Genomic DNA, 12,639 nt, shown 5'->3' with positions numbered 1-12,639 from the left:
ACCACAATCTCATGAAGAATTTTAAAAATAAAGTTGCGGCAATTACAGGTGCAGGATCGGGTATTGGCCAACAATTGGCACTTTTATTGGCCAAGGCGGGCTGTCATGTGTCATTGAGTGATGTCAATGAACAAGGGTTGGCGAAAACGGTTGAACTGCTACAAGGCAGCAATGTACGTGTCACCACGAAAAAATTAGATGTTTCGGACCGTTTAGCGATGCAAGCGTGGGCTGAAGAAACTGTACAAAATCATGGTTCTGTGAATATGATTTTTAATAATGCTGGTGTTGCTTTGGGTTCAACCGTAGAAGGTGCATCCTATGAAGAGTTGGAATGGATCGTGGGAATTAATTTCTGGGGCGTGGTCTATGGCACCAAAGAGTTTTTGCCTTATATTAAGAAAACAGGCGATGGGCATATCATCAATATTTCCAGCTTATTTGGCCTAACCGCTCAACCGACTCAGTCTGCTTACAATGCCACTAAGTTTGCGGTGCGTGGCTTTACGGAGTCATTACGCCAAGAGTTAGATATGGAAAACTGTGGCGTGAGCGCATTGTGCGTGCATCCGGGTGGGATTCGAACCAATATTGCCAATGCAGCCAAAGTGAACGATAGCTTGCGTAGTATCGGGATGAACCCTGAGAAGTCTGCACAGACCTTTAATAAATTATTACGCTGTCCACCTGAAGAAGCAGCGCGTCAAATTTTAGAGGCGGTACAAAAAGATAAGCGTCGTTTATTGATTGGCAATGATGCGAAAACGTTAGATTTGATTCAGCGTATCCTACCAACGGGCTACCAAAAAGTGACGGCTTTTGCGACCAAATTAAGCCAAAGAAAGTCTTAATGTTGTGATGTAAAAAACCCGCTTTGGCGGGTTCTTTTATGCTTAATTTTAATGAGTGTCATGATCAAAAAACTGTTTTATTAAATATCCGTTTAACTTTAAATGAGCGTTTCAATGGTCTTTTTCTTCCAAACATATTGATAATAAAGCCCTTGCATGATGCATAAGCTGACAAAGGCTAGTGCATAAGCATACCAAATCCCTTGCAGTCCCCACCATTCACTAAATAAGTAGGCACAGGGCACTTCAATCGCAATAATCGCAACGATATTGATGATCATGGGCATGGTGACTGTACCACTGGCCCGCATAATGGAGGCAAAAATGGCACTGGCACCAAAGAATAAAATGGACCACAGCACAATAAATAACAGCTGCTGCCCCAGCTCAACCACCGCATGGTCCGTGATAAAGAGTGCCATGAGGTATTTGGAGAAAAGATAAGCCAAGACCACCAAGGAACCTGTAATGATGATGTTCATGCCGAGCGCGGTACGTGTGACTTTGGCCAACAGCTCAGACTTGCCTGCGCCAATGGCTTGTGCACCAAAAATCGATGCAGCAATGGCAATCGATAGAGCAGGGAATTGAATATAATTCAGAACCTGATTGACCGCACCATAAGCTGCGGTCGCATCGGCCCCGTGGCGGTTGACTAGGCCCACAATCACAAGACCCGCGACGGAGGTGGTGATCATTTGAATACCTGTTGGAACCCCTAAGCGCAGAATGATTTTACTCAGCTGGCGGTCAAAGCGAATATGACGTAGCAGTTGTGCATCGAGTCGGAGTGGGTGCTGTTTATAGTTCAAATAGAAATACAAAAAGGTCAGCACAGAAACAAAGCCTAAAATGGTCGCAATGGCAGGCGCAACAATCCCCAGTTTTGGAAAGCCAAAATAACCCGCAATCAGAACGGGTGTGACACAAAGCCCAATCAAGATGGTCATGCCAGAAGCAATTAGAGGTGTCGTGCTGTCTCCGACACCGCGTAAAATTGAGGTATAAATAATATATACAAACAGTAAAGGGCTACCTGCCAACATCCATTGCACATAAGGTAACGAGAGATGCATGACGTCTTCATCGATACCCAAAGCCGATAAAATTGGTCGCGCAAAAACTACCCCTAAAAATGCAATAAAGCTGCCACCAATGAGAGTCATAAAAATAGTGGAGCCGACCACCGCACGGACTTTTTCAATATTCTGTGCGCCCCATGCTTGACCAACCAAGACGGTCGATCCCGCGGATAGTCCAATTACGAAGGCCATTAAGCAAAACAGGATGGGGAAGAACACTGCAACCGCTGCAATCGCCTGCACACCCATCATCTGTCCGACAAAGATGGTATTAATCGTACCCGACAGATTTTGCAGAATATTGGTGGCAATCAAAGGCATCAGGAAAATAAAAAAGGCTTTCCATAGCTTTTGCTGTTGCACCAATGGGGTGTGTGCTGACATAAGTCATCCTGAGGTTATTTTTATTACATTTCTAAGGCTTACCCTAGCATAGTTCGGTGCTGAAAAGCCGATGTATTTCAGTAAGCGAAGCCTGTTCTTGTGCAAAAGCAAAGCTGAAAAAGATTTAAACGCTTTGCAAAATTTCTGCTGCCTGAGCCAAGGTTTGATCGGTCTTAGCAAAGCAAAAACGAATCATGCGCAAAGCCTCTGGCGCCTGCTGATAAAACACCGAAACAGGAATGCCAACAATGCCATGCTGCTCTGCTAGAAAGCGGCAAAATTCAACATCGTTTAAATCGGGACGAATGCGGCTGTAGTCGACATTTTGAAAGTAAGTGCCTTGCGAAGGCAGCCATTGAAAGTGTGAACCAGTTAAACCCTCAATAAAACGATCGCGTTTTGCTTGATAAAAGCCCGCTAAGTTTTGAATATGCTCAGGATGTTGCTGCATATAATTGGCCAAAGCCAGTTGTACAGGGGTGACTCCGCAGAAGTTGGCAAACTGATAGACCTGTCGGAACAGTTGCATCAGCGTAGGTGTAGCAACGCAGTATCCGGTTTTCCAACCGGTCACATGAAAGGTTTTGCCAAAGGAACCCACCACCACACTGCGTTCACGCAGTTCAGGAAAAGACAAAGCCGAATAGTGACGTTGACCATCAAATACCAGATGTTCATAGACTTCATCAGACAGGACTAAAATATTGCTGTCGCGAATCAGTTCAATCAGCGTCAACCAATCTTGCTTGCTCCAAATGGCACCACTCGGGTTATGTGGTGTGTTGATAATGATCAGTTTGGTTTTGGCCGTAATGGCTGATTTGACCTGCTCCCAATCGACTGAAAAATGTGGGGGTTGGAGCGCAATATGAATGGCTTTACCACCAACTAACGCAACACTTGGCGCATAGCTGTCATAACTGGGGTCAAAAATGAGGACTTCATCATCCGCATGGACTACGGCTTGAATAGTGGCAAAAAGGCCAATGGTTGCGCCCGGAGTGATGGTAATTTCAGTCATCGGGTCGAGCTGAATCTGATCGCGTTGTGCAAATTGCTGCGCCAGTTGCTCGCGTAATAACCAGACCCCATCGCCTGGAGCATACTGATTGAAACCACTTTGAGTGGCCTGTGCTAAAGCATCTAGCAGTTCAGCGGGGGCTTCGAAGTCTGGAAAACCTTGGGATAGATTTAGGGCATTTAAGCGCTGTGCCATGGCAGTCATGGTGCTGAAAATAGTGACGCCTTGTGCAGGCAGTTTAGATGAAGGCAACTGAATCATGAATGCTTAAAAGTGTCTAAATATCAGCCCAAAATAGCATATTCATCCCCTTTTACTTATGCAAATTTTGCATGTAGGGCAGGGGTAAAGCATACATTTTTGTGGATTGCTTTTATAAGAGCTGTTCAACTGCCGCGCGAATAATCCCCAGTGCTAAGCCAATAAATGCACCGACTACCACACCATTGACCCGAATCATATGCAAGTCGCCACCGACTTCATTTTCGATCTTATCAATCATCACACTGGAGTCCCATTCGTGAATACGTTCACTGATAAAACGAATGACTTTTTCACTGTATTGGTCGCTGAGATTGACCGCAATGCCGCTGAGGCGTTGATTAAGCAAGTCTCTGACGGCTTGATTGGAGATGATGTTTTCCCCGATTTGTTGAATGGATACACGGATGTTGTGAGCAATGCCAGAGTCTGGTTTTTGTAGGTCTTGTTTAATGGCATCACATAAAATGACCACTGCACCGCTAATAAAATTCAGCACTTGTGGGCTATCTAGCAGGGCATCTTTGGTTTGGTTTAAACGCTGGCTGGCTTTACTGTCTGTGTCTGCCAGTTCGAGCATGAGCGCGTGCCCTATCGCTTCAATCTTTTGACGCCACGGATGCTCAGGATCGGCCAACATTGACTCGACTCGTTGAATGAGTGAGTCGATGGTTCTTTGCTGCACATCGATGCCAATCCAACTGGCCCCTTTGGCCAGTTTCCAGACCCCGAGTTCTTTGAACAAGGTTCGGGTCAACTCACGACTTTGTTCAGGATGTTGGGTCATCCAGTCATGTGCCAAGTCGAGTCCGCGTTGTAATACATCTTGATGGAAATCATTTTCCAGTACTGCACGCAGCATTTCACTGGCCAAATGATTGACTTGAGTGTTGCGCACCCACTGCACGCTGTTACTTTGAATAAAGCGTCCGATTTGTTCTTGGCCCACAAATTCAAAGACTTTAGGCACCGTTTGTTGAATGACTTGGGTGACTTGCAGATTGTTTTGTGGGTTGGCAAGCCATTGGCCAACCGCCAAAGACAGGTCGGTACTTTGCAGGCTTTTTTCCACCACTTGTGGAGAAAGAAAGTTTTCTTGTACAAAGCGGCCCATAGACTCTGCAATACGGTCTTTGTTACGAGGAATAATTTCGGTGTGATCGCGTAAAAACTTTGGAATTGGCATTTTCCCAAAGGGATTACGGAACAGCACAGTAATGGCATACCAGTCAGCCAAGCCGCCGACCACACCTGCTTCGGCGGATAACATTAAAATATGAATGATCCAGACTTTGTCTGTGGGGACAAACTTGGCCACGACCATCAGCAGCAGCCATGTCACCACTGCCGTGATTAGGGCAATGGTGGCAAAACGTTTGCTGCGTTTCAGACTCGATGGGACGGCTTGAAGTTCATTCATAGGCAGGCTCTATGCTTTATTTACTGGTCGACGCGGGGCTGCTGGGTTCAGGCGGTGGGAGCACTTCACCGGTTGGGCTCAAACCGTATTTTCCACCCAGCGATTTTAAAATCAGCGTGGCATCAAAGGCATCGCTTGGTGCCGATTTTTGGTCTTTAAAGCATTGAATGCTGTATGACACTTGCACAGGATCAATGTCGACTACACGTGGGACATCGTAGAACGGGTCAGGCCAAAAGGCTGGATGGCGAGAATAATAACCATATGGGTAATAAGGCATTGGGTTTGAATACACCACGGCTTGTCGGGGCGGTTGGTTTTGGTTGCTCGGGTCATTCAGTACTTTAAAGAAACGATAACCATTTTGCACTGTGGTTTGCGCGGCTTTGACCAGGGTAATTTCTTCAGCCGTGCCATAGCTCATATTTGGGCGCGCTTGGAAACTGATGCGATAAGTCGAGGTGTTTAATGGCGTATTACTAAACCGACCTAACTGGTCGAAGGTTAAGGGCTTTGAGGGGGTAGAGGCACAGCCTACTAAACTCAGACCCGTCGCCAGTGCACAGGCGATTAAAATTTTCTTCATGAGATAGACTCCTTAGCACAGAGGGAGAAGCCGAACAGTTAAAAATGGCTGTTGGGCTGAGTCAAAAAATCCAGTTCTTCTTGGCTTGAGTTGCGGCCAAGGACTTGGTTCCGATGCGGATAGCGTCCAAAACGATCGATAATCACTTTGTGACGCTGTTCAAAATCGAGGTTAATCGGATTGCCTAAGTCTTGGAACAATTTTAAAGCATATTGATGAATAAGTTTCGATTCACTATGCATAAAGGGCATATATAAAAAACTGCGTTGTATGGGTGGCAGCGCTGCATCCAGTTGTAGCGTGATGGCTTCTTGCGCCAAAGCCAAGGCCAAAGCGTCCTGAGCAAAGGCCAAAGAACTGTTGCGATACAGGTTTCTCGACAGTTGGTCGAGCACAATAATTTCAGCCAAACGCCCTTCAGCACTACTGCGCCAAGACCATAGCTCAGCATGCGCCGCTTGTTGATGAATTGTCTTAAATTTTTCTTCGATGAGTGCATCGAACGCATCATTTTGGCTAAACCACCAGCTTTGGTTTTTGGGATCGAACCAAAAATCTAAAATTTCTTGATAATTCATAAAGTTTACAATTCTTTAGCATTTATTCTTCAATACAATCACACTTTTGACATGTCTAATAGCGTAACTTTGTGATAAATATTTTCCGAAAAAATAGAACAGATGGTTTACTTGAAAATAGGACTGGGTGTAATGTGCCGAATTAAAATCACGTTATACTGATATAAACTGATGATTTTATTTTATTCGTCGTTGTAATTGTTTCTTCCAAAAAGTGAGATTGTAATGGGTCAACCCGCATCTAAATCTACAGCTGTGTTACCGACTTGGGTCAATTCATCACTTTTGCAAGGGATGTTACGCGGGATTGAGCGCGAAAGTTTGCGCATGCAAAGTGATGGCTTTTTATCACAAGCCGATCATCCGCAAGCTTTGGGTTCAGCGCTGACTCATCCGCATATTACGACGGATTATTCGGAAGCTTTATTAGAATTTATTACACCACCCCAGCCCAGCATTACGGAGGCGTTGCATTATTTAAAAGACATTCATAGTGTGGCGCATCGTCATTTGGAACATGGTGAAAAGCTCTGGCCGCTGTCGATGCCATGTATGTTGGATGACAATGACGATAAAATTCGCTTAGCCCAATATGGCAGCTCAAATATCGGGAAGTTCAAGACCTTGTACCGTCATGGTTTAGGGGTACGTTATGGTCGCCGTATGCAAACCATTTCAGGTTTACACTATAACTTATCTTTTCCAGATCAACTGTTTGAACAATTACAACAACATGAAACAGATGAGGCACTAAAAGCCTTATCTGCACAAGACTATCGTAGTCACCGCTATTTTGGATTGATCCGCAATTTTATTCGCCTTACGCCGTTGGTCATGTTTTTGGTCGGGGCAAGCCCATCGGTCTGCCAGTGTTTTATGACAGGGCGTGAACATCATCTGTTGCCATTGCTGCGCGGGACCTTGTATTTACCCTATGCAACTGCTTTGCGCATGGGACGTTTTGGTTATCAAAACTCAGCACAAAAGCAGCTCGGGATTCATTACAACAATATCGATGGTTATCTCGAAGGCCTACAAAAGGCAGTCAAAACCGCTTATGCGCCGTTTAGTCGCTTAGGCCTCAACGATGCGCAGGGCGAACCGATTCAGATTAATGATCATGTCTTGCAAATTGAAAATGAGTACTACAGTTTGGTACGTCCAAAGCAAGTACCGCAAGCAGGTGAAACGCCATCACAAGCGCTGAGCAATCGTGGTGTCGGTTATGTAGAACTGCGTGCGGTGGATGTGAACCCATATAGCCCAATTGGGATCAATGAAGATACCGCAGGTTTCTTAGAAGTGTTGGCGCTGTATTGCTTACTGTTGGATAGTCCAGATTTATTAGCTGAAGAGCAAGATCAAATCGAGAAAAACCAAGCGGAAGTGGTCAATCGTGGTCGCGCACCGAATGCTGCAATTGCTGTAGGTGAGCAGTCATTCCCGATTGAAGAATGGAGTCAGTCTCATTTAGAGGCTATGCAAGAACTGGTTGTATTGTTAGATCAGTGCTATGACACCACACTGTATAGTAAAGCGATGACAGTCATGCAACAGAGAGTTGCTGAAGTTGATGATACTTTGTCGGCGCAGATGATCGAAGATACTCTGGAAGCGGGTGGGACATGGGGCTTTGGTAGCCAAATGGCTGCACAACATGCATCGAGTTATGAGCGTCATCAGTTGAGTGCAGAGACATGGGCTTATTTTGACGATTTAGCTACGCAATCACTGCAACAACAACAGCAATTAGAGCAAGACAGTCAACTGAGTTTTGAACAGTACCTTGCACAATTTAGATAAAAAACTAAGAGGATTGACCATGCAATGGAGTTATCGCTTCGTGAGTGGTGTTTTGGTTCTAGCCAGTATCATCGGGATGGCCTTTGCCTTGTATTTAGAGCACGGCCCGCTACAGTTAAACCCATGCCCACTCTGCGTGTTCCAACGTGTGGGGCTGATTGGACTGGGGATTATTTCGCTGATTGCCTTTTTGCATAACCCAGCATCGAATGGTTTTAAACGCGTTTATGCATTTTTAGGCAGCCTCTCGATCTTATGGTCCGCAGGTGTGGCAGCACGTCACGTGTGGTTACAGAGCTTACCGCCTGATCAAGTGCCGAGCTGTGGCCCAGGCTTGGATTATTGGTTAGACACGTTGCCGCTGCGTGCTGTGTTTGAGCAAGTCTTAACAGGTTCAGGTGAATGTGCACTGGTAGATTGGACTTTCTTAGGTCAGTCTTTACCTGTGTGGTCTTTGGTGTTTTTTGTGGCACTGGCGTTGATTAGTCTGTGGCAACTGTTGCGTAAATATCCAAGCCACGCACAGAAAAAATAATAAAGATAAAAAAAGCCAACGTCATGTTGGCTTTTTTATGAGGTGAATGAGGGGGGCCTAGGTGAGCGCAATGCCCTCTAAGTCATCCAACCCGATCATGTATTCATGCACTTGACCATATTCCGTTTCGGTTGGATTTGGATAGAACCAATTTACGATTTGTTCGGCAACACTGGCATGGGTGTGTAGCTCAAAATGGTTTAAGCCGTAGAAAATGGCTTTATGTGAATCGGGGACTTTCAGTTGAAAGCGCGGATTCATATGCTCGCCTAAGGCACTTTTCACACTGACCAAGTAATCCCCAATCACATTGAGCGCACGATATTTGCGATGTTCAAACTCAATGGTACCTGCCACTAAGAAGGTATTGATATGGGAGGGCAAAGGGGCTGGCTTACGGTTGTCATCAACATGACCAATACGCGCTTCATTATGTTCCCAGTCATCGTCCCGCACACTGCCATGACGTAAGTCTAAAATACCGTTGCTGCGAATGTTGACGATATGCCCAATAATTTTGACAAAAGGGAAACGTCCCAGTTTGTCCTGCAAATGAAAGCCAAAACGTTCTAAAGCCGCACCATGATGCGGAGAACCAATACAGACCATGTTTTCCACCACATGAATCCAGCTTTGCATATTTTGTTTGCCGTAGAACAGCGCACTGCGCGAAACCAGTCCACCCATACTGTGTCCAATCAGATCAATCGAGCTAATTCGTGGGTTGCGGTTGAGTAAGTCTTGTAGTGAGTTGGCAAAGCTACGCCCATTGGCTGAAATACGACGACCCGTGTTGTAGTTGAGATATAGCATGGTATTTTGTGCACGTTGCGCCAGCAGTTTTTCCCCTATACCGCCATAACGCGCCGTGCTCCAGTACAAATGGTTCATGCATAGACCATGGACCATAATCACCACGCGACCAGACAACTCGCCTTGCTGGATGGCACCATAATGATCATAAAACACCATCGGTAGTGCCACAGGGTTGTGATATTTCAGTAAATAGTCGCCCAAAACGCCGTTGATTGCACCGACTAAATAATGCATGGTTGGGGTTAAGGGTTTGCGATGCAAATTTGGAAATTTTTCAATGATATGACGCAAACTTGGCGCCAATAAATAGCTACCGTAGTTTTGCAAGGTATTGAAGGAAAATTGGTAAATTTTTTCAATTGACCGTGTCGACAGAAACTTCTTGGAACTGGTTTCATTCATTCCAAATAAACTGATTAAAATTTCACGCTGAATGGCCTGAATTAAATCGTGGACGACATCGCCTAAGCGGGTTGTCACCAACTGAGCAATCCCTTCAAGCAGGTCGGCTTGGCTGGGAGGAGTACGATCCCATTTACAATAGGTCTCGTGCAGAGGCGTTAAACTTGGCATTTTTTCTACCCTTGTGTTTCTGTGTCCAAAGGGACTTTATTTTTTTCAACGATCACGGTATAAATTCTTAGCACTCTAGCTTATCTAATTCATCTCGAACAACTTTTACAATAGCGATGAATACACAGATGACCTTATTTTTTTGTCTGACAATTTTTATATCCATACAAAATAATACAGTCGGCTGAAGCCATCTCTTTTGAGCTCAATAAAAATGATGTAGAAGAGTAAATGTACAGCATGAATATTATTTATTTACATGGCTTTCAAAGCAGTTCTTTATCGATTAAAGGTCAATTGCTGAAACGCTATTGCGAATCTCGTCCACAGTGGCATGTGCGTTTGCCAGACTTGAACATGCCGCCACATTTGGCCTTAGAAAAATTGGCCGCCTTGATTCAGGAGTTGGATCAGGTGGTGCTGGTGGGCAGTAGTTTAGGCGGGTTTTATGCGACACAACTGGTCGCGAAGTTGGCAGTACCGGCTGTGCTGATCAATCCGGCTATGCAACCATGGCATTTGTTCCGAGATCTATTTGGTGCGACGCAACTGCCCTATAAAGTCAATGAACATTGGACGCTCGATGATGCGCAATTGGACTATTTAGAACAGATTGAACTGCCATTTGTGCAAGATGCAGACAAAATTTTAGTGTTATTGCAACAAGGCGATGAAGTTTTGGATTATCGTGAAGCACAGCGCTATTATAATGGCGCAGCGCTCGTGATCTCGGAAACGCAAGGCAATCATGCGATGGAAGATTTCGCAGACAAAATACCGATGGCATTACAGTTTTTATCGGACTGCTTAAAATAAGGAAACAGTACAACGTGTCTCAATATACGGCTCAATCGCTTGAAGTATTATCTGGTTTAGATCCGGTACGTCGTCGTCCCGGCATGTATACCGATACCACACGCCCAAACCATTTGGCGCAAGAGGTTATTGATAATGCAGTCGATGAGGCACTGGCCGGTCATGCCAATAAAATTACCGTCACTGTTTATAAAGATGGTTCACTCTCAGTCGAAGACAATGGTCGCGGTATGCCTGTCGATATTCACCCCGAATACGGTCAAAGCGGGATCGAGATCATCCTGACCAAGCTACATGCTGGTGGTAAATTCAGTACCGACAACTACCAGTTCTCAGGTGGTTTGCATGGCGTAGGTATTTCTGTGGTAAATGCCTTATCTAGCCGAGTCGAAGTAGAAGTTCAGCGTCAAGGCAACCTTTACCAAATGGCGTTTGAGCAGGGTGAACCGACTGCGCCCTTGACGGTGCTAGAAGGCAAAGCTCCGAAGCGTGCCACAGGGACCACCGTTCACTTTTGGCCTGAAGCCAAATATTTTGATTCACCGAAATTTGCCCTGAAAGCGCTGAAGCACAACTTAAAAGCCAAAGCCGTTTTGGCGGCAGGTTTACAAATCAATTACGTCGACCAAATCAATGACGAAAAAATCGTTTGGCAGTTTGAAAATGGCCTCGTCGATTATTTGATGGATGAAATTGAAGATCGTGAGATTCTGCCTCATCCAGCCTTTGTGGCAACAGGAGATGCTGAGCGTGCCAGTGCGGAATTTGCCATTTGTTGGAATGTCGATGGCGGCGAGTTGGTCCAAGAAAGCTATGTGAACTTGATTCCAACGGCGCAAGGCGGAACTCATGTAAATGGCCTACGTTCAGGTGTGACCGATGCGATGCGTGAGTTTTGTGAACTGCGTAATTTGCTGCCACGCAATATGAAGCTGTCGGCTGAAGATGTTTGGGATGGTGTGAACTATATTTTGTCGTTGAAGTTCCAAGAGCCACAGTTTTCAGGCCAAACCAAAGAGCGTTTATCTAGCCGTGAAGCATCGGGCATTGTCCAGAACATTGCCAAAGATGCTTTTGCACTGTGGTTGAACCAAAACTCCGATATTGCCATGCAGTTGGCGGAAATGGCGATCTCGAAAGCAGGTCGTCGTCTGAAAGCTGCGAAAAAGGTTGAACGGAAGAAAATTGTGGCAGGGCCGACGTTACCCGGCAAACTGTCAGACTGCGTTGGACATACCTTAGAAGAGTCTGAACTGTTCATTGTGGAAGGGGATTCTGCGGGTGGTTCAGCCAAGCAGGCGCGTGATAAAAACTTCCAAGCGATCATGCCTATTCGTGGGAAAATCTTAAATACTTGGGAAGTCTCTTCTGATGAAGTCTTGGCTTCGCAAGAAGTGCATAACATTGCCATTGCGATCGGGGTCGATCCGGGGTCGGATGATTTATCCGAATTACGTTATGGCAAGATCTGTATTTTGGCCGATGCTGACTCGGATGGTCTACACATTGCGACGCTGCTGTGTGCTTTGTTTGTGAAACATTTTCCGATCTTGGTTGAAGAGGGACATCTGTATGTGGCGATGCCACCGCTGTATCGAATTGATGATGCAAAAGATGTGCACTATGCCTTGGACGATGACGAGCTCGAAAGCATGTTGAAAAAATGCAAAACCAAGAACCCACAAATTACTCGATTTAAAGGTTTAGGTGAAATGAATGCCAGTCAACTGCGTGAAACAACACTGGATCCAAACACCCGCCGTTTGGTGCAGTTAGATTTGGATGATAGTCACTTCACCGCAGGTTTATTGGACAAATTACTGGCAAAAAAACGCTCCAGTGACCGTAAAGAATGGTTAGAGCAGAAAGGTAACTTGGCCGAATTGGTGGTTTAAGTACCGCTAAGGATAAAA

Annotated in this window: 11 protein-coding genes; 5 read left to right on the top strand and 6 right to left on the bottom strand. The window is 45.4% G+C overall.

All coding sequences use genetic code 11. The annotated features are described in order from the left end of the window. Positions 1-11: 11 nt before the first annotated feature. Complete coding sequence (locus PTT44_RS15315; RefSeq protein WP_087011941.1) at positions 12-851, top strand: SDR family NAD(P)-dependent oxidoreductase; 840 nt, start codon at positions 12-14, stop codon at positions 849-851. A 98-nt stretch (positions 852-949) separates the two neighbouring features. Here PTT44_RS15315 and PTT44_RS15310 read toward each other — a convergent pair whose 3' ends face one another. The 5 genes from PTT44_RS15310 to PTT44_RS15290 all read right to left on the bottom strand — a co-directional run bounded on the left by PTT44_RS15310 (position 950) and on the right by PTT44_RS15290 (position 6,183). Then, the gene (locus PTT44_RS15310) at positions 950-2,317 is read right to left on the bottom strand and encodes an MATE family efflux transporter (RefSeq protein WP_168158753.1); all 1,368 of its coding nucleotides are present in this window, start codon (positions 2,315-2,317) and stop codon (positions 950-952) included. A gap of 124 nt (positions 2,318-2,441) precedes the next feature. Then, on the bottom strand, positions 2,442-3,599 hold the full coding sequence (locus PTT44_RS15305) for a methionine aminotransferase (protein WP_168158752.1): 1,158 nt from the start codon (positions 3,597-3,599) through the stop codon (positions 2,442-2,444). Between the two features lie 112 nt (positions 3,600-3,711). Continuing rightward, a complete protein-coding gene (locus PTT44_RS15300; RefSeq protein ID WP_168158751.1) occupies positions 3,712-5,019 on the bottom strand; it encodes a DUF445 domain-containing protein in 1,308 nt (435 codons plus the stop codon). 16 nt (positions 5,020-5,035) lie between these two features. Next, positions 5,036-5,605, bottom strand: a complete 570-nt coding sequence (locus PTT44_RS15295; protein WP_058951504.1) for a CC0125/CC1285 family lipoprotein — start codon at positions 5,603-5,605, stop codon at positions 5,036-5,038. Between the two features lie 38 nt (positions 5,606-5,643). Further along, positions 5,644-6,183: a DUF924 family protein gene (locus PTT44_RS15290; RefSeq protein ID WP_168158750.1), complete on the bottom strand. Its 540-nt coding sequence runs from the start codon at positions 6,181-6,183 to the stop codon at positions 5,644-5,646. A 225-nt stretch (positions 6,184-6,408) separates the two neighbouring features. On the opposite strand from PTT44_RS15290, the gene gshA reads away from it, so the two are divergent. Then, entirely contained in the window at positions 6,409-7,986 is a 1,578-nt protein-coding gene (gshA, locus tag PTT44_RS15285) for a glutamate--cysteine ligase (RefSeq protein ID WP_168158749.1), read from the top strand. 19 nt (positions 7,987-8,005) lie between these two features. Continuing rightward, the gene (locus PTT44_RS15280; RefSeq protein WP_168158748.1) at positions 8,006-8,521 is read left to right on the top strand and encodes a disulfide bond formation protein B; all 516 of its coding nucleotides are present in this window, start codon (positions 8,006-8,008) and stop codon (positions 8,519-8,521) included. 57 nt (positions 8,522-8,578) lie between these two features. Here the strand turns inward: PTT44_RS15280 and PTT44_RS15275 are convergent, their stop codons facing one another. Next, a complete protein-coding gene (locus PTT44_RS15275) occupies positions 8,579-9,910 on the bottom strand; it encodes a PGAP1-like alpha/beta domain-containing protein (protein ID WP_062031880.1) in 1,332 nt (443 codons plus the stop codon). A 240-nt stretch (positions 9,911-10,150) separates the two neighbouring features. Here PTT44_RS15275 and PTT44_RS15270 point away from each other — a divergent pair, with 240 nt between their 5' ends. Both PTT44_RS15270 and parE read left to right on the top strand, forming a co-directional pair. Further along, positions 10,151-10,726 (top strand): YqiA/YcfP family alpha/beta fold hydrolase, encoded by a 576-nt coding sequence (locus PTT44_RS15270; protein ID WP_168158795.1) that lies wholly within the window; start codon positions 10,151-10,153, stop codon positions 10,724-10,726. A gap of 14 nt (positions 10,727-10,740) precedes the next feature. Continuing rightward, positions 10,741-12,621 carry a DNA topoisomerase IV subunit B gene (gene parE / locus PTT44_RS15265; RefSeq protein WP_130235480.1) on the top strand — a complete coding sequence of 627 codons (1,881 nt, stop codon included), beginning with the start codon at positions 10,741-10,743 and terminating at the stop codon, positions 12,619-12,621. Positions 12,622-12,639: the final 18 nt, after the last annotated feature.

It is taken from the genome of Acinetobacter sp. Gutcm_16, from assembly GCF_028649355.1.
Lineage (GTDB): Bacteria > Pseudomonadota > Gammaproteobacteria > Pseudomonadales > Moraxellaceae > Acinetobacter > Acinetobacter johnsonii.
Note: the sequence above shows the minus strand (reverse complement) of the source record. Positions and strands in the feature narration are given on the sequence as shown.

Coding starts and splice junctions, on each gene's coding strand:
- PTT44_RS15315 (WP_087011941.1), top strand. CDS start 12: ATGAAGAATTTTAAAAATAAAGTTGCGGCAATTACAGGTGCAGGATCG.
- PTT44_RS15280 (WP_168158748.1), top strand. CDS start 8,006: ATGCAATGGAGTTATCGCTTCGTGAGTGGTGTTTTGGTTCTAGCCAGT.
- PTT44_RS15300 (WP_168158751.1), bottom strand. CDS start 5,019: ATGAATGAACTTCAAGCCGTCCCATCGAGTCTGAAACGCAGCAAACGT.
- PTT44_RS15270 (WP_168158795.1), top strand. CDS start 10,151: ATGAATATTATTTATTTACATGGCTTTCAAAGCAGTTCTTTATCGATT.
- PTT44_RS15275 (WP_062031880.1), bottom strand. CDS start 9,910: ATGCCAAGTTTAACGCCTCTGCACGAGACCTATTGTAAATGGGATCGT.
- PTT44_RS15290 (WP_168158750.1), bottom strand. CDS start 6,183: ATGAATTATCAAGAAATTTTAGATTTTTGGTTCGATCCCAAAAACCAA.
- gshA (WP_168158749.1), top strand. CDS start 6,409: ATGGGTCAACCCGCATCTAAATCTACAGCTGTGTTACCGACTTGGGTC.
- PTT44_RS15305 (WP_168158752.1), bottom strand. CDS start 3,599: ATGATTCAGTTGCCTTCATCTAAACTGCCTGCACAAGGCGTCACTATT.
- PTT44_RS15295 (WP_058951504.1), bottom strand. CDS start 5,605: ATGAAGAAAATTTTAATCGCCTGTGCACTGGCGACGGGTCTGAGTTTA.
- PTT44_RS15310 (WP_168158753.1), bottom strand. CDS start 2,317: ATGTCAGCACACACCCCATTGGTGCAACAGCAAAAGCTATGGAAAGCC.